The sequence below is a fragment of the Agromyces indicus genome (assembly GCF_031432295.1).
Lineage (GTDB): Bacteria > Actinomycetota > Actinomycetes > Actinomycetales > Microbacteriaceae > Agromyces > Agromyces indicus.
On sequence record NZ_JAVKGS010000004.1, the window covers coordinates 377,538 to 393,905 of the forward strand.

Sequence of the window (16,368 nt, forward strand, 5' to 3'; positions counted from 1 at the left end):
GTCAGGACTTGATGTAGGGCTTGCCGGCGGCGGCCGGGCCGCGTACCTTGCCGACGAATCCGGCCACGGCCAGGATGGTGACGACGTACGGCAGCATCAGCATGAACTCGCTGGGCACCGGCGAGCCCATGACCGAGAGCGTGTTCTGCAGGTTCGACGCGAAGCCGAACAGCAGCGCCGCGAGGGTCGCCTTGATGGGGTCCCACTGGCCGAAGATGACGGCCGCGAGGGCGATGAAGCCGGCACCCGCCGTCATCTCCTTGCCGAAGGCGCCGACCGCGCCGAGCGTGAAGAAGGCGCCGCCGAGGCCCGCGATGGCACCGGCCAGCGAGACGTTCCAGAAGCGGGTGCGCGTCACGTTGATGCCGACCGTGTCGGCCGCCGTCGGGTGTTCGCCGACCGAGCGGAGCCGGAGACCCCACTTGGTGTGGAAGAGGCCGAAGTACACCAGCGCGACGATCAGGTACATGACGTAGATGATGATCGTCTGCCGGAAGAACATCGGCCCGATCAGCGGGATCTCCGACAGGATCGGGATCGGGATGCGCTCGAGACGCGGCGGTGCGTTCAGCAGGCTCGCGTTCGGCGCGAGCACCTGCGAGAACAGGAAGCTCGTGAGGCCGATGACCAGCACGTTCAGCACGACGCCGACGATGACCTGGTCGACGAAGTACTTGATCGAGAACGCGGCGAGCACGAAGGCGACGAGCACGCCGGCGATCGCGGCAGCGGCGAGCCCAGCCACTTGGCCGATGATCGGCCCGAGGATCCCCTGCCCGATCACTGAGGCGATCACCGCCGAGGTGAATGCGCCGGCGAGCAGCTGTCCTTCGATCGCGATGTTGATGACACCCACGCGCTCGGAGATCACACCGCACAGGGCCCCGAAGATGAGCGGAACCGACAGGCTGAGCGCCCCGGCCAGCAGGCCCGGCATCGGGACGATGGGGGTCCGTGCACCGGCGGCGGCCCAGGTGAGGAAGGCCATGAGGGCGATCACGGCGAAGACGACGAGCAGCCAGAGCGGCACGCGCCGTTTCGCGCGGACCAGCGCGGCGGACGCCACGGTGACGGCGGCGAGCATCACGACGCCGATCCAGGTGGCCACGATCCCGTTCAGGACCAGTTCGGGGAGCTGGATGAGGTCGCTGCCGGTCGAGAGCCGGAAGGTGGCGTCCCCGGCGTGCGGTGACGCGATGAACAGGATGGCGAGGAGGACGGTGACGACCGCGAACGCGATCGGGGCCTTCCAGCTGACGACGACGGTCGTGTCGAGTCCGGGCGAGGACGTCGTGGCGTGGTGCTGCGTGGGAGCGGTCACTTCGCCGCCACCTCCTCCTTGCGCGGGGTCCGCGTTCGCTTGGGCTTGGGCTTGGCGCCCGGCTGGGGCAGTCGGAAGATGGCCCGGACCAGCGGAGGCGCGGCGATGAACAGCACGATGAGCGACTGCACGACGAGCACGATGTCGATCGGCACGCCCTCGGCGGCCTGCATCGAGAAGCCGCCCGCCTTGAACGCGCCGAACAGCAGGCCGGCGGCGAGGATGCCGAACGGCGTCGACCGGCCGAGCAGGGCCACGGTGATCGCGTCGAAGCCGATGCCCGCGTCGATGCCCGATGAGAAGCCGGTCGTGACCGTGCCGAGCACCTGGTGCACGCCGGCGAGACCGACGAGCGCACCCGAGATCAGCATCGCGTAGACGTACATCGACTTGACGTTGATGCCGGCGACGCGCGCCGCGTTCGGGTTGTGGCCGACTGCGCGGAACTTGAACCCGAGGCTCGACCGGTCGAGGATCCACCAGACGAGGAAGACGGCGCCGATCGACAGCAGGAAGCCGAAGTGGAGGTTCAGCTGGGGCCCCGGAAGCAGGTCGGGGAAGATCGCCGTGTCCTTCATCGGCGGCGTCTTCGGGTTGTTCGACCCGGGTGCCTGCAGCAGGCCGGGCGTGCGCAGCATCCACGACACGAGGTAGAGGGCGACGTAGTTCAGCATGATGGTCACGATGACCTCGTGCGCGCCCGTGCGCGCCTTCAGCAGTCCCGCGATCCCGGCCCACAGCGCTCCGGCCAGGAGGCCGACGACGACCGCGACGATCATGTGGAGGCCCCACGGCAGGTCGAAGGAGAACGCGACCCAACCGGCGCCCGCGGCGGCGAGGAGCATCTGCCCGCGTCCACCGATGTTGAACATGCCGACGCGGAACGCGAGGCCCACGCCGAGGCCCGCCGCGATGAGCGGCGTCGCGAACTTGAGCGTCTCGGTGAGCGGGCGGATGCCGGCGATGAAGTCGTCACGGCGGAAGTTGTAGATCGACCCCTGGAAGAAGGCCGCGTACGCGCCGCCGACCGCATCCCAGATCGCGACGAACGTGTCGCCGGGCCGCGCGAAGAAGTAGGCGGATGCCGACTGCACGCGCTCGTCGGTGAAGGCGATCATGATCGCGCCGACGATGAGGGCGAGCAGCACGGCGAGCACCGAGATGATCGCGTTGCCGGTCGTGATGCGCCGGAAGGCCTCGTGCCAGCGCGACGGCGGCTCGACCGCGGGCTCGCGCTCGCGGACCGGCTCGTCCGGCGGCACCTTCGTGCCCGTCTCCAATGCCACGTCGGGGTCGTTGACGTTGCTCATGCGACGGCTCCTTCGGGGGTGGGGGCGGACGCGGAGGGGGGCGCCTCTCCGGCCATCATGAGGCCGAGCACGTCGCGGGGGGTGTCGCCGGGGACGATGCCGACGACGCGACCCCGGTACATGACCATGATGCGGTCGGCGAGCGCGGTGACCTCGTCGAGCTCGGTCGAGACGACGACCACCGGCACGCCCTCGTCGCGCGTCTCGAGGATGCGCTTGTGGATGAACTCGATCGACCCGACGTCGACGCCGCGGGTCGGCTGCGCGGCCACGAGGAGGCGCAGGTCGCGGCTCAGCTCGCGGGCGAGGACGACCTTCTGCTGGTTGCCGCCGGAGAGGCGGCCCGCCCAGGTGTCGATCCCGGGCGTGCGGATGTCGAACTCCTGGACCTTGTCCCTCGCGAACTCGGCGAGGAACCCGCGCTGCACGTTGCCGGCCTTGACGAACGGCGCACCCTCGGCGCGGTCGAGCATGAGGTTCTCGGCGATGGAGAACTCGCCCACGAGGCCGTCTTCCTTGCGGTCCTCGGGGACGAAGCCGACGCCGGCGTCGAGGATGCGGCGCACGGAGTTCTTGGTGATGTCCTCGCCGTCGAGCCGGATGGTGCCCTGCACGCGGGGCTGCAGTCCGACGAGCGCCTCGGTGAGCTCGGTCTGGCCGTTGCCCTGGACGCCCGCGACCGCGAGCACCTCGCCGCGCCGCACGCTGAAGCTCACGTCGTTGACGACGAGCTGGCCGATCGGGTCGACGACGCTCAGGTGCTCGACCGTGAGCGCCTCGTCGCCGAGCTTCGGTTCCTCCTTGTGGACGGTGAGCTCGACCGCGCGCCCGACCATGAGGGAGGCGAGCTCGGCGTTGGAGGCGGTCGGGGCTGCCTCGCCGACGACCTTGCCGAGTCGGATCACCGTGATGCGATCTGCGACCTCGCGGACCTCGCGGAGCTTGTGCGTGATGAAGACGATGGACGCGCCGGACTCCTTCAGCTGACGCATGATGCCCATCAGCTCGTCGGTCTCCTGCGGGGTCAGGACGGCCGTCGGCTCGTCGAACACGAGCACCCGCGCATCGCGCGAGAGCGCCTTGATGATCTCGACGCGCTGCTGGACGCCGACCGGCAGGTCGTCGACGAGGGCGTCGGGGTCGACGTCGAACCCGAACCGCTCGCTGATCTCGCGCACCTTCGCGCGAGCCGCGGGCAGGTCGAGACGACCGAGTCCCTTCGTCTGCTCGTGCCCGAGCATGACGTTCTCGGCGACCGTGAACACGGGGATCAGCATGAAGTGCTGGTGCACCATGCCGATGCCGGCCCGCATCGCGTCACCGGGCCCATCGAAGTGCTGCACTCGGCCGTCGAGCGCGATCTCGCCCTCATCGGCCTGGTAGAGGCCGTACAGGACGTTCATCAGCGTCGACTTGCCTGCGCCGTTCTCTCCGAGGAGGCAGTGGATCTCCCCCGCCTCGACGGTGAGGTCGATGTGGTCGTTCGCCACCAGGGAACCGAACTTCTTCGTGATTCCTCGGAGTTCGAGTTTCATGCCACCGATCCTAGTTCTCAGACCGCCGAACACTGCGGTCGTGCGCCGAAGTGCGCCGATGCGCGGCCGGGGCCGCTCAGATGTTGCGGATGTCGCGCACCCGCCGGAAACGACGAAGGGAGGCCGGCTGTGCCGACCCCCCTCCGAACGTGTGCCTACTCCTGCGAAGCGAGGTAGGACTCGACGACGATGTCGCCGTCGATGATCTGCTGCTGCAGGTCCTCGAGCTCCGTCTTCAGCTCGTCCGAGACGGCGTCCTCGAAGTCGTGGAACGGCGCGAGGCCGACGCCCTCGTTCTCGAGCGTGCCGATGAACGGCTCGGCCGAGAACTCGCCGTTGCCGGCGGCGACGAGCGCCTCGTAGGTGCCCACGTCGATGCCCTTGCGGATCGAGGTGAGGAGGAGGTCGCCGACCGACGGGTCGGTCTCGAACACGTCCGCGTCGACGCCGATGAGGGCGATGTCACGGCCGGCGTCGCGGATCGCGGCCGCGGCGCTCTGGTAGATCGGGCCGCCGACGGGCAGGAGCACGTCGACGTTCTGGTCGATGAGGCCCTGCGCGACCTGGCGAGCGGTGTCGTTCGCCTCGAAGCCACCGGTGAAGGAGCCGTCCTGCGCGGCGCGGTCCCAGCCGATGACCTGGACGTCGGTGCCCTTCTGCTCGTTGTGGTACTCGACGCCCTGGGCGAAGCCGTCCATGAAGATCGAGACGGTCGGGATGTTGATGCCGCCGAAGGTGCCGACGGCGCCGGTCTCGGACATGCCCGCCGAGAGGTAGCCGGCGAGGAACGCCGCCTGGGCGGTGTCGAAGATGATCGGCTTGATGTTCTCGGCGTCGGTGGTGCCGTCGAAGTCCTGGTCGACGGTGTCATCGATCGAGACGTACTCGACGTCGGGGTTCGCGGTCGCCGACTCGAGGGCGGCCGGCGCGAGCAGGAAGCCGACGGTGACGATGGTGTTGCAGCCCTGGTCGACGAGGTTCTGGAGGTTCGACGGGTAGTCGGTCTCCGCGGCCGACTCGACCTCGATGTACTCCGTGCCGAGCTCCTCGGCCGCACGCTGCATGCCCTCGAGGCCGAGCTGGTTGAACGACTTGTCGTCGAATCCGCCCGCGTCGGAGACCATGCAGGGCAGGTAGTCGAGCGCCTCGCCGCCGCCGGCCTCGTCCGACTCCTCGGGCGCCGAAGCGCAGCCGGCGAGCAGCGCGACCGCACCGAGCGTCGCCAGGCCGCCGAACGCGGCCTTCTTGAACGTGAACGTCACTGTGTCCTCCAAAAGACGCACCCCGAACGGGTCTCGGGGACCGTGAGGTCACGTTACCCAAAGTTGCGCCGCACGGAACGGGTCCCGCTCGGCCATCGGGCAATGGTTATGAAGCCGCGACATTCTGCTCATATGAGCAGGGCGACCTCACCCCCGAGCGGGGGACGCGGCATCCGTTCAGGGGGTCGAGGGCGACTCGACGACGAGTTCACCGGCGATGATCGCCTGGCGGATGCCCTCGAGCTCGCCCTGCAGCTCCGGCGGGACGAGCGACTCGAGGTCGTGGTACGGCGCGAGGTCGACCCCGCCGTTCTCGAGCGTGCCGACATACGGCTCGCTGTCGAAGGTCTCGTCCTGCACCTCGCCGACGATGTCGACCATCGCCTGCTGGGTGTTCTTCAGCACGCTCGTGAGCAGCACCGGCCGGAACTCGGCGGGGAGGGTGTCGTACCCGTCGCTGTCGACCCAGATGATCGACACGCCGTCCCGCTCGACCGCCGCCGCGGCGGCGCCCTCGCCCACCTGCCCGGCCACGGGGAGGATCACGTCCGCACCCTGGTCGATGAAGCCCTCGGTGAGCACCTTGCCCTTGTTGATGTCCTCGAAGTCGCCGGTGAACGAACCCTCCTGGCGGTCCTTGTTCCAGCCGAGCGCCCGAACGTCCGTTCCGTGCACCTCGTTGTAGCGGCCCACGCCGTCGACGAAGCCGTCCATGAACAGGGTCACGGGCGGCTGGTTGCCGCCGCCGAAGGTGGCCACCACGCCGGTCTTCGTCACGCCGGCCGCGAGGTAGCCGGCGAGGTAGGACGCCTGCGCGGTGTCGAACACGACCGGCTTGACGTTGTCGGCCTCGACCGTCTCGTCGACGATCGCGAAGGCGAGGTCGGGATTGCGGCCCGCCTGGTCGAGCGTCGCATCGGCGAGCTCGTAGCCGACGGTGACGATGAGGCCGCAGCCCGAGTCGACGGCCTGCTGGACGTTCGGGGCGAGGTCGGTCTCGCTCGTCGACACGAGGGCCTCGGCTTCGACGCCGTACTCCTCCTCGGCCTGCTGCAGCCCCTCCCAGGTGGACTGGTTGAACGACCGGTCCTCGAGGCCGCCCGAGTTGGTCACCATCCGCACGCAGCCGTCGGCGGTCGCGCCGTCGTCGCCGGCTTCCGGGGCCGGCGCGCAGCCCGCGAGGGCGACGGATGCCGCCACCAGGGCGACTCCGAACCGGACTGACCTGCGCATCCGCATCCGCCGACCGCCTTCCCGCGCCTAGAGCACGTCGTTCGAGCCGCCGAGCCGGAGGGCGTCGACGACCGCCTTCACCCGCTGCGCGTGCTCGCTCGTGGTGACGAGGAGTGCGTCGGGCGTGTCCACGACGACGATATCGCGCACGCCGATGAGGCTGATGACGCGGTCGGCGCGGCTCACGACGATGCCGCTCGACGCGTCGGCGAGGACCCGCGCGTTCTCTCCGAGGATGGCGAGCTCCCCCGAGCGTCCGGCGGTGTTGAGCTTGGCGAGCGAGGCGAAGTCGCCCACGTCGTCCCACTGGAAGTGACCGCGGATGACCGCCATGCGGCCGGCCGCCGCGGCCGGCTCCGCCACCGAGTAGTCGATCGCGATCTTCTCGAGCGTCGGCCAGATGCGGTCGACCGCCGGGCCGCGCGTCGCCGGATCGTCCCACGCGGCGGCGAGTTCGACGAGGCCGGCGTGCAGCTCGGGCTCGGTGCGCGCGATCTCGGCGAGGAGCAGGTCGGCGCGCGCGATGAACATGCCGGCGTTCCAGAGGTGCCGGCCGCCGTCGAGGTAGCGCTTCGCGGTCTCGAGGTCGGGCTTCTCGACGAAGCTCGACACCGCCGAGACGTGCTCGTGGCCGCCCAGCTCGAGCGGATCCCCGCACTCGATGTAGCCGAAGCCCACGGCGGGCTCGGTCGGCGTGATGCCGATCGTCGCGATGTATCCGGCGTCGGCGACGGCGACGGCCGCGGTCACCGCCTCGCGGAAGAGCGTCGAACCCGAGATCACGTGGTCGGCGGCGAACGAGCCGATGATGACGCCCGGTTCGCGGCGTTCGAGGATGGCGGCCGCCAGGCCGATCGCGGCGGTCGAGTCGCGCGGCTCGCTCTCGAGCACGATGTTCTCGTCGGCGAGTTCCGGCAGCTGCGCCTCCACGGCCGCGCGATGGGCGCGCCCGGTGACGACCATGATGCGCTGCTCGCCCGAGATCGGGGCCAGCCGCTCCCACGTGTCGCGCAGCAGGGTCTGGCCCGATCCGGTGAGGTCGTGCAGGAACTTGGGGGCGTCGGCGCGCGAGAGCGGCCAGAGCCGGGAGCCGACCCCGCCCGCGGGGATGACGCTGTAGAAGCGGTCGAGGGGTGCCTGTCGCATCCGCTCAGGATAGCGGCGGGCCGACGGGTGGACACGGCGGCGACCGGAGCACGCTCGAGTCGGGATTAGACTCGAACCCGGGCCATCGGTCCCGTCACGCCCACAGTCGGGCGACGCACACCGCCAGGAGGGTTGTCCATGTCAACAACGACGACACGGACCCCGACCGCACCCGAGAAGCCGGCGACCGAGAAGCCGGGCGGCACGCTCTACCGCGGCCGCGAGGGTATGTGGTCGTGGGTGCTGCACCGGATCACGGGAGTCGCGATCTTCTTCTTCCTCCTCGTGCACATCCTCGACACCTCGCTGGTCCGGGTGAGCCCCGAGGCGTACAACGCGGTGATCGCCGCCTACCAGACGCCCATCATGGGCCTCGGCGAGGTCGCGCTCGTGGGAGCGATCGTGTTCCACGCGTACAACGGCATCCGCGTCATCCTGGTCGACTTCTGGTCGTGGGCCACGCGCAACCAGAAGGTCCTCTTCTACGTCGTCATCGGCCTGTGGGTGCTGACCATGCTCGCGTTCACCCCGCGCCACCTCATCAACGTCTTCAGCCACTAGGAGCGCCGAGATGACCGTCATCGAATCCCCGCGCACTCCCGCCCGGCCGGCGCCTCGCCGCGGCGTCAACGTCGAGAAGTGGGGCTGGATCTACATGCGCGCCTCCGGCGTGATCCTGCTCGTGCTCGTCTTCGGCCACCTCTTCGCCAACCTCATGGTCGGCGAGGGCGTGAAGGCGATCGACTTCGGCTTCGTCGCCGGCAAGTGGGCCTCGCCGTTCTGGCAGTGGTGGGACGTCCTCATGCTCTGGCTGGCCCTGATCCACGGCGCCAACGGCATGCGCACGCTGATCAACGACTACACGAACCCGGGCACCGTGCAGAAGGTGCTGAAGCTCGCGCTCGTGGCATCCGTCGCCGTGCTGCTCGTGCTCGGCACGCTGGTCGTGTTCACCTTCGACCCGTGCCCCGCCGGATCGCCCGCCGACCTGCTCCCCTCGTTCTGCCCCGCCGCATAGGAGTCACGTGAACCCCCAGAACGCCAGCGCCGAGTCGACGATCGTCGACGGCGTGCACCACCACCAGTTCGACATCGTCATCGTGGGCGCCGGCGGCGCCGGCATGCGCGCCGCGATCGAGGCCGGCCCCGGCGCGCGCACCGCCGTCATCTCGAAGCTCTACCCGACCCGCTCGCACACGGGCGCGGCGCAGGGCGGCATGGCGGCCGCCCTCGCGAACGTCGAGGAGGACAGCTGGGAGTGGCACACGTTCGACACCGTCAAGGGCGGTGACTACCTCGTCGACCAGGATGCGGCCGAGATCCTGGCGCGCGAGGCGATCGACGCGGTCATCGACCTCGAGAACATGGGCCTGCCGTTCAACCGCACGCCCGACGGGAAGATCGACCAGCGCCGGTTCGGCGGCCACACGCGCGACCACGGCAAGGCGCCGGTCCGCCGCGCGTGCTACGCGGCCGACCGCACGGGTCACATGATCCTGCAGACGCTGTTCCAGAACTGCGTCAAGCTCGGCATCGAGTTCTACAACGAGTTCTACGCGCTCGACCTGGTCATGACCGAGGTCGACGGCGTCCCGCAGCCGTCGGGCGTCGTCGCCTACGAGCTGGCGACCGGCGAGCTGCACGTCTTCCAGGCCAAGGCCATGATCTTCGCCACCGGCGGCTTCGGCAAGATCTACAAGACGACGTCGAACGCCCACACGCTCACGGGCGACGGCGTCGGCATCATCTGGCGCAAGGGCCTGCCGCTGGAGGACATGGAGTTCTTCCAGTTCCACCCGACCGGCCTCGCCGGCCTCGGCATCCTCCTCACCGAGGGCGCGCGCGGCGAGGGCGCGATCCTCCGCAACGCGTCCGGCGAGCGGTTCATGGAGCGCTACGCGCCGACGATCAAGGACCTCGCGCCGCGCGACATCGTCGCCCGATGCATGGTGCAGGAGGTCGCGGAAGGGCGCGGCGCCGGTCCGAACAAGGACTACGTGCTGCTCGACTGCACGCACCTCGGCGCCGAGGTCCTCGAGACCAAGCTGCCCGACATCACCGAGTTCGCCCGCACCTACCTCGGCGTCGACCCGGTCTACGAGCCGGTGCCCGTGATGCCGACCGCGCACTACGCCATGGGCGGCATCCCGACCAACGTCAACGCCGAGGTGCTCCGCGACAACACCACCGTCGTGCCGGGGCTCTACGCGGCCGGCGAGTGCGCCTGCGTCTCGGTGCACGGCTCCAACCGGCTCGGCACGAACTCGCTGCTCGACATCAACGTCTTCGGCAAGCGCGCCGGTCGCAACGCGGTCGAGTACGTCAACTCCGGCGTCGACTTCACGCCGCTCCCGGCCGACCCGGCCGGCGACGTGCGCCGCATGCTCGAGATGCTCCGCGACTCGAACGGCACCGAGCGCATCGCCGCGATCCGCAAGGAGCTCCAGGACGAGATGGACAAGGGCGCGCAGGTGTTCCGCACCGCGGAGTCGCTCGCCCACGTGGCATCCGTCATCGCCGGCCTGCGCGAGCGCTACCGCAACATCGCCGTGCAAGACAAGGGGAAGCGGTTCAACACCGACCTGCTCGAGGCCGTCGAGCTCGGCTTCCTCCTCGACCTCGCCGAGGTCGTCGTCGAGTCCGCCGCGAACCGCGAGGAGAGCCGCGGCGGCCACATGCGCGACGACTTCCCCGACCGCGACGACGAGCGGTTCATGCAGCACACGATGGCCTACCTGTCGGGCGACCCCCACTCGTCGATCGCCTCCGACCACATCCGGCTCGACTGGAAGCCGGTGACGATCACCCGATACCAGCCCATGGAGAGGAAGTACTGACGTGACGACCGCCACGCTCGAGAACACGTCGGCCGGGTCGGCGGATGCCGCGATCCAGTCCTTCACCGTCACGTTCCTGATCCGCCGCTACGACCCCGAGGTCGACTCGGAGCCGCGCTGGCAGGACTTCGACGTCGAGATGTACGCGACCGACCGGGTGCTCGACGCGCTGCACAAGATCAAGTGGGAGCAGGACGGGTCACTGACCTTCCGCCGGTCGTGCGCGCACGGCATCTGCGGCTCGGACGCCATGCGCATCAACGGCCGCAACCGCCTCGCCTGCAAGACGCTGATCAAGGACCTCGACATCTCGAAGCCGATCTACGTCGAGGCGATCAAGGGCCTGCCGCTCGAGAAGGACCTCGTCGTCGACATGGAGCCGTTCTTCGCGAGCTACCGCGAGGTGCAGCCGTTCCTGCAGGCGCGCACCACTCCCGAGCCGGGCAAGGAGCGCATCCAGGACGTCGCCTCGCGGGCGCGGTTCGACGACACCACCAAGTGCATCCTCTGCGCCGCCTGCACGTCGTCGTGCCCGGTGTTCTGGACCGACGGGCAGTACTTCGGCCCCGCGGCGATCGTGAACGCCCACCGCTTCATCTTCGACTCGCGCGACGACGAGGCGAAGGTTCGCCTCGACATCCTGAACGACAAGGAGGGCGTGTGGCGCTGCCGCACGACCTTCAACTGCACCGACGCGTGCCCCCGCGGCATCGAGGTCACCAAGGCCATCGCCGAGGTCAAGCAGGCGATCATGCGCGGCAAGCCCTAGCGGGCAGCATCGACGGCACGGGCCCGGCGTCAGCGGACGCCGGGCCCGTCGTCGTGTCCGGGGCCGCGCACTGGCTAGGGTGATCGCGTGGGACGACGCGGAGCGGGGCGACCCGACGGCGACGCGAGCGGCGCCGCGGTGGCGCCCCGCGCGGAGCCGATGAACGGGCGCGAGCTCAGGCTGCGCCTCGACGAGCCGATCGCGCGGGTGACGAACCTCACCCGGCGCACGATGCAGATCTTCCCCGTGCGCGTCTGGCGGCACTTCCTGCAGCGCAACGGGTTCCTGCTGTCGGCGGGCATGAGCTACCAGGCGCTGTTCGCGACGTTCGCCGCGATCTACGTGGCATTCGCGATCGCCGGGCTCTGGCTCGTGTCGAGCCCGGACACGCTGGACGCCCTCATCACGCTGATCAACACCTACGCGCCCGGACTCATCGGCCCGAAGGGCCTCATCACGACCGACGACCTGGTCGAGGTGACCGAGGCGAGCACGAGCCTGTTCGGTCTGACGGGCGCCGTGGCCCTCGCGGGCCTGATCTGGACGGCGATCAGCTGGATCACCTATACGAGGCTCGCGGTGCGGAGCACCTTCGGCCTGCCGCGCGACGACCGGCCGTACGTCCTGCTGAAGGCGCGCGACTTCCTCGCCTCGCTCGGCTTCGGCATCGCCCTCGTCGTGGCCGCGCTGCTCTCGATCGTCGCCACGACCCTCCTCGACGCGTTCCTCGACCTGCTGGGCCTCTCGACCGAAGCGGCCTCGCCGGTGATGTCGGGCGGCCTGCGGTTCGGATCGCTCGTCGTGGTGTTCGTCATCGACACCGTGGCCCTCGCCGTCCTGTTCCGGTTCCTCTCGGGAGCGGCCGTGCCGTGGCGGCGCATGTGGATCGGCTCGCTCCTCGGCTCGGCGGCGCTCAGCGTCCTGCACGTGCTGGGCGGCTTCCTCGTGACGGCCACGACGAACAACCCGCTGCTGGCGACGTTCACGGTGTTCATCGGGCTGCTGCTGTGGTTCCGCATCGCGAGCATCGTGATCCTCGTCGCCGCCGCCTGGATCGCGATCGAGACGGCCGACGCGAACGACACGCTGCGTCCGGTGACGCCGGACCAGCGGGCGGCCGAGGCGCTGCTCGCGGAGCGCCGGGCCGACGCGGCCGAGCGTCGACGCGAAGTACGCACGATCCGCGACGCCATGGAGGAGTCCGGATGGTTCGGGTGGCTGCGCGGCCGACGGCGGCTGACGCGCGCGGAGGCCGACCTGGCCGACGCGGAGCTCGCGGTCGCCGACGCCGAGCGGGCACTCGATCAGGCGGCGGCCGAGGCGGCGGCCGCGCGGCGGCGGCGCGGGCGTCGCCGGAACCGGGACGTCGGGGGGCTCGCCTAGGATCGAAGGCATGCCCCCCGCCTCGATGCTCCGTGTCGCCACCGCCAACGTGAACGGGGTCCGCGCGGCGTTCCGCCGAGGCATGGGCGACTGGCTGGCCGCGCGCGATGTCGACCTCCTCGCCCTGCAGGAGGTCCGCGCGTCGACCGACGACCTGGCCGACCTGCTCGGCGACGAGTGGAGCATCCTGCACGACCCGGCCACCGCGAAGGGCCGCGCGGGCGTGGCGATCGCGAGTCGCGCCGACGCGCACATCCACCGGGTGGAGCTCGGCGAGACCGACCACGACACCGCCGGCCGTTGGCTCGAAGCCGACTACGAGGTCGGCGGGCGCATCGTCACGGTCGTGAGCTGCTACGTCCCCTCGGGTGAGGCCGACTCGCCCAAGCAGGTCGACAAGTACCGCTTCCTCGACGCGATGAGCGAGCGGATGACGCAACTCGCCGAGCACGAGCTCGCGGTCGTCGTGGGCGACCTCAACGTCGGTCACCGCACGCTCGACATCAAGAACTGGAAGGGCAACGTGAAGCGGGCCGGCTTCCTGCCCGAGGAACGCGCGTACTTCGACCGGTTCATGGGTTCGGAGGACGACGAGCGCTACAACGACGGCGCGGGCCTCGGCTGGGTCGACGTGGGCCGTCGGGTCGCCGGCGACGTGCCCGGCCCGTACACGTGGTGGTCGTGGCGCGGCAAGGCGTTCGACAACGACAGCGGCTGGCGGATCGACTACCAGCTCGCGACGCCCGCGCTGGCCGACCTGGTGCAGGCGTACTCGGTCGACCGCGCCGACGCCTACGACCAGCGATGGTCCGACCACGCCCCCGTCGTCGTCGACTACGCCATTCCGACCCCTGAGGACTCCTGAATCCATGAACTCCGCACGTCCCGTCGTCTTCTCCGGCATGCAGCCGTCCGGCGACTCGCTCCACCTCGGCAACTACCTCGGCGCGCTCGTGAACTGGGTCGCCCTGCAGGACGACCACGACCCGATCTACTGCGTGGTCGACCTGCACGCGATCACGGTGCCGCAGGAGCCCGACGCGCTGCGCGAGGCGACCCGCCGCACGGCGGCGCAGTACCTCGCGGCCGGCGTCGACCTCGAGCGCTCCACGCTCTTCGTGCAGTCGCACGTGCCGGCGCACACCGAGCTCGCCTGGGTGCTGGGCACCCTCACGGGCTTCGGCGAGGCGAGCCGCATGACCCAGTTCAAGGACAAGTCGACGCGGTACGGCGCCGAGGCGACGACCGTCGGCCTGTTCACCTATCCGGTGCTCATGGCCGCCGACATCCTGCTGTACGGCACGCACCTGGTGCCCGTCGGCGACGACCAGCGTCAGCACCTGGAGCTCACGCGCGACCTCGCGGGCCGCTTCAACTCGCGGTTCGGCGACACGTTCGTCGTCCCCGAGGCGATGATCCCGAAGGAGTCGGCTCGCATCTACGACCTCCAGGAGCCCACGGCCAAGATGTCGAAGTCGGCGTCGAGCCCGAACGGGCTGATCAACCTGATGGACGACCCGAAGGTCATCGCCAAGCGCATCAGGAGCGCGGTCACCGACACCGAGCGCGAGATCCGCTACGACCCGAAGGCGAAGCCCGGCATCGCCAACCTGCTCGACATCTACGCGACGGTCACCGGGCGCGCGATCCCCGAGCTCGAGGCGGAGTACGACGGTCGCGGCTACGGCGACCTCAAGAAGGACCTCGCCGAGGTCGTCGTCGAGCGCGTCGCGCCGATCCGGGAGCGCACGCTCGAGCTGATGGAAGACCCGGCCGAGCTCGACCGGCTGCTCGCGATCGGCGCCGACAAGGCGTCCGAGCGGGCCGAGCAGACGCTCGCCCGGGTGTACGACCGCGTGGGCTTCCTCCGCCGGCGGTGAGCAGCGTCGACTCCGCGTCGGGTGCGGTCGGAACAGCCGGCGGCGGGCCGGTCGTCCTCTTCGACCTCGACGACACGCTCATGGCGCATCGCGAGGCCGTCGCCGCCGGCATCGCGCTGCACATGCGGGAGCGAGCGTACGCCGGTGACCTCGCGGCGGCGCAGGCGCTGTGGCACGAGCTCGAGGAACGGCACTACCACGCGTACCTCGCCGGAGACCTGACGTTCGAGCAGCAGCGTCGGGCGCGGGCCACCGACTTCGCGCTGGCCCACGGCGAGCAGGTCGACGACGAGGCGGCGGGCGCCTGGTTCAGCTCGTACTTCGAGCGGTACCGCGAGGCGTGGGCGCTCCACGACGACGTGCACCCCGCGCTCGACGCGCTGGAGACGGTGCTGCCCGGCGTGCGGTTCGGCATCATCACGAACGGCGAGTTCGAGTTCCAGCTCGCCAAGCTCGTGCGGCTCGGGCTCGAGGTGGGTCACCCGGGGCGCATCGCCCACCTCGTGGCATCCGGTGCCGAGGGCGTCGCGAAGCCCGACCCGCGCATCTTCGCAGCGGCGGTCGCGCGGTTCGCGGCCGACGCGCCCGTGTCTCGCGCCGCCTACGTGGGCGACCGGCTGCGCACCGATGCGATCGGCGCGGCGGAGGCCGGGCTGGTCGGCGTCTGGCTCAACCGGCCCGGCCTGCGCCCCGCCGACGACGAGGCCGCGGATGCCGCTGCGGCGGGCGTGCATGAGATCCGCACGCTCGCCGAGCTCCCCGCGCTCCTCGCCGCGCGGCTCGGCGGCGACTAGCGGACGTCGTCGTCGACCCAGTCGAGGGTCTTCGTGACGGCCTTCTTCCAGTTGCGGACCAAGCGGCCCTGCTCGTCGGCGTCCATCGACGGCGTCCAGCGGCGGTCCTCCTGCCAGTTCTTGGCGAGGTCGTCGAGGTCCGACCAGAACCCGACCGCGAGCCCGGCGGCGTACGCGGCGCCGAGCGCGGTCGTCTCCGCGACGACCGGGCGGACGACCGGGACGCCCAGGATGTCGGCCTGGAACTGGAGCAGCGTGTCGTTGGCCGTCGCGCCGCCGTCGACGCGGAGTTCGGTGAGGTCGATGCCGGCGTCGGCGTTCACGGCCTCCACCACGTCGCGCGTCTGGAAGGCGATGGCCTCGAGCGCGGCCCGGGCGATGTGGCCCTTGTTCACGTAGCGCGTGAGGCCGACGAGGGCACCGCGCGCGTCCGGACGCCAGTACGGCGCGAACAGGCCCGAGAACGCGGGCACGAAGTACGCCCCGCCGTTGTCCTCGACGGACTTCGCGAGCTCCTCGACCTCGGCGGCCGACGAGATGAGGCCGAGGTTGTCGCGCAGCCACTGCACGAGCGAGCCGGTGACGGCGATCGACCCCTCGAGTGCGTAGTGCACGGGCTGGTCGCCGAGCTTGTAACCGACCGTCGTCAGCAGCCCGTTCTTCGAGTGGACGATCTCCTCGCCCGTGTTGAAGATCAGGAAGTTGCCGGTGCCGTAGGTGTTCTTGGCCTCGCCCGCGGCGAACGCGGCCTGGCCGAACGTCGCGGCCTGCTGGTCGCCGAGGATGCCGGCGATGGGCGTCTCGCGCAGCAGGCTCGACTCCTCGACCGTGCCGTACACCTCCGAGGAGGAGCGGATCTCCGGCATCATCGAGCGCGGCACGCCGAAGATGCCGAGGA

General features: G+C 70.1%; 15 protein-coding genes. 8 read left to right on the top strand and 7 right to left on the bottom strand.

Annotation, left to right across the window (positions count from 1 at the left end; all coding sequences use genetic code 11):
* Nucleotide 1 precedes the first annotated feature (1 nt).
* The 6 genes from RH861_RS15020 to RH861_RS15045 form a co-directional block, all read right to left on the bottom strand.
* The gene (locus tag RH861_RS15020) at nucleotides 2-1,321 is read right to left on the bottom strand and encodes an ABC transporter permease (RefSeq protein ID WP_310521670.1); all 1,320 of its coding nucleotides are present in this window, start codon (nucleotides 1,319-1,321) and stop codon (nucleotides 2-4) included.
* Nucleotides 1,318-2,631 carry an ABC transporter permease gene (locus RH861_RS15025; RefSeq protein WP_310521671.1) on the bottom strand — a complete coding sequence of 438 codons (1,314 nt, stop codon included), beginning with the start codon at nucleotides 2,629-2,631 and terminating at the stop codon, nucleotides 1,318-1,320. Before RH861_RS15025 ends, RH861_RS15020 begins: the two co-directional genes overlap by 4 nt.
* Nucleotides 2,628-4,166, bottom strand: a complete 1,539-nt coding sequence (locus RH861_RS15030) for an ABC transporter ATP-binding protein (protein WP_310521672.1) — start codon at nucleotides 4,164-4,166, stop codon at nucleotides 2,628-2,630. The genes RH861_RS15025 and RH861_RS15030 overlap by 4 nt, the downstream gene beginning before the upstream one ends.
* A 155-nt stretch (nucleotides 4,167-4,321) precedes the next feature.
* Nucleotides 4,322-5,428: a BMP family lipoprotein gene (locus tag RH861_RS15035; protein WP_248598282.1), complete on the bottom strand. Its 1,107-nt coding sequence runs from the start codon at nucleotides 5,426-5,428 to the stop codon at nucleotides 4,322-4,324.
* 177 nt (nucleotides 5,429-5,605) lie between these two features.
* The gene (locus tag RH861_RS15040) at nucleotides 5,606-6,661 is read right to left on the bottom strand and encodes a BMP family lipoprotein (protein WP_310521673.1); all 1,056 of its coding nucleotides are present in this window, start codon (nucleotides 6,659-6,661) and stop codon (nucleotides 5,606-5,608) included.
* A 27-nt stretch (nucleotides 6,662-6,688) separates the two neighbouring features.
* Nucleotides 6,689-7,807, bottom strand: coding sequence for a mannose-1-phosphate guanylyltransferase (locus RH861_RS15045; RefSeq protein WP_310521674.1), 1,119 nt, complete (start codon nucleotides 7,805-7,807; stop codon nucleotides 6,689-6,691).
* Nucleotides 7,808-7,945: 138 nt separating this feature from the next.
* Between RH861_RS15045 and sdhC the strand changes: the two genes are divergently transcribed.
* The 8 genes from sdhC (at nucleotide 7,946) to RH861_RS15085 (ending at nucleotide 15,470) form a co-directional block, all read left to right on the top strand.
* On the top strand, nucleotides 7,946-8,368 hold the full coding sequence (gene sdhC, locus RH861_RS15050) for a succinate dehydrogenase, cytochrome b556 subunit (protein WP_082847107.1): 423 nt from the start codon (nucleotides 7,946-7,948) through the stop codon (nucleotides 8,366-8,368).
* Between the two features lie 10 nt (nucleotides 8,369-8,378).
* A complete protein-coding gene (locus RH861_RS15055) occupies nucleotides 8,379-8,825 on the top strand; it encodes a succinate dehydrogenase hydrophobic membrane anchor subunit (RefSeq protein ID WP_310521675.1) in 447 nt (148 codons plus the stop codon).
* 7 nt (nucleotides 8,826-8,832) lie between these two features.
* Entirely contained in the window at nucleotides 8,833-10,644 is a 1,812-nt protein-coding gene (gene sdhA, locus RH861_RS15060) for a succinate dehydrogenase flavoprotein subunit (protein WP_310521676.1), read from the top strand.
* Between the two features lies 1 nt (nucleotide 10,645).
* Nucleotides 10,646-11,413, top strand: coding sequence for a succinate dehydrogenase iron-sulfur subunit (locus RH861_RS15065; RefSeq protein ID WP_067947992.1), 768 nt, complete (start codon nucleotides 10,646-10,648; stop codon nucleotides 11,411-11,413).
* 87 nt (nucleotides 11,414-11,500) lie between these two features.
* A complete protein-coding gene (locus tag RH861_RS15070; RefSeq protein ID WP_310521677.1) occupies nucleotides 11,501-12,796 on the top strand; it encodes a YihY/virulence factor BrkB family protein in 1,296 nt (431 codons plus the stop codon).
* Nucleotides 12,797-12,806: 10 nt separating this feature from the next.
* Nucleotides 12,807-13,661: an exodeoxyribonuclease III gene (locus tag RH861_RS15075; RefSeq protein ID WP_310521678.1), complete on the top strand. Its 855-nt coding sequence runs from the start codon at nucleotides 12,807-12,809 to the stop codon at nucleotides 13,659-13,661.
* 4 nt (nucleotides 13,662-13,665) lie between these two features.
* Entirely contained in the window at nucleotides 13,666-14,676 is a 1,011-nt protein-coding gene (gene trpS, locus RH861_RS15080) for a tryptophan--tRNA ligase (protein WP_310521679.1), read from the top strand.
* On the top strand, nucleotides 14,673-15,470 hold the full coding sequence (locus RH861_RS15085) for an HAD family hydrolase (RefSeq protein WP_310521680.1): 798 nt from the start codon (nucleotides 14,673-14,675) through the stop codon (nucleotides 15,468-15,470). Before trpS ends, RH861_RS15085 begins: the two co-directional genes overlap by 4 nt.
* Here RH861_RS15085 and RH861_RS15090 read toward each other — a convergent pair.
* Nucleotides 15,467-16,368, bottom strand: a 902-nt coding sequence (locus RH861_RS15090) for an FGGY family carbohydrate kinase (protein ID WP_310521681.1), incomplete at its 5' end; no start/stop codon positions are given. The two genes, RH861_RS15085 and RH861_RS15090, sit on opposite strands and share 4 nt — an antisense overlap.

Excerpts from the sequence above, each read along its gene's own strand:
- RH861_RS15040 (WP_310521673.1), bottom strand. The coding sequence starts at position 6,661 with ATGCGCAGGTCAGTCCGGTTCGGAGTCGCCCTGGTGGCGGCATCCGTC.
- RH861_RS15075 (WP_310521678.1), top strand. The coding sequence starts at position 12,807 with ATGCCCCCCGCCTCGATGCTCCGTGTCGCCACCGCCAACGTGAACGGG.
- RH861_RS15045 (WP_310521674.1), bottom strand. The coding sequence starts at position 7,807 with ATGCGACAGGCACCCCTCGACCGCTTCTACAGCGTCATCCCCGCGGGC.
- RH861_RS15025 (WP_310521671.1), bottom strand. The coding sequence starts at position 2,631 with ATGAGCAACGTCAACGACCCCGACGTGGCATTGGAGACGGGCACGAAG.
- trpS (WP_310521679.1), top strand. The coding sequence starts at position 13,666 with ATGAACTCCGCACGTCCCGTCGTCTTCTCCGGCATGCAGCCGTCCGGC.
- RH861_RS15055 (WP_310521675.1), top strand. The coding sequence starts at position 8,379 with ATGACCGTCATCGAATCCCCGCGCACTCCCGCCCGGCCGGCGCCTCGC.
- RH861_RS15030 (WP_310521672.1), bottom strand. The coding sequence starts at position 4,166 with ATGAAACTCGAACTCCGAGGAATCACGAAGAAGTTCGGTTCCCTGGTG.
- sdhC (WP_082847107.1), top strand. The coding sequence starts at position 7,946 with ATGTCAACAACGACGACACGGACCCCGACCGCACCCGAGAAGCCGGCG.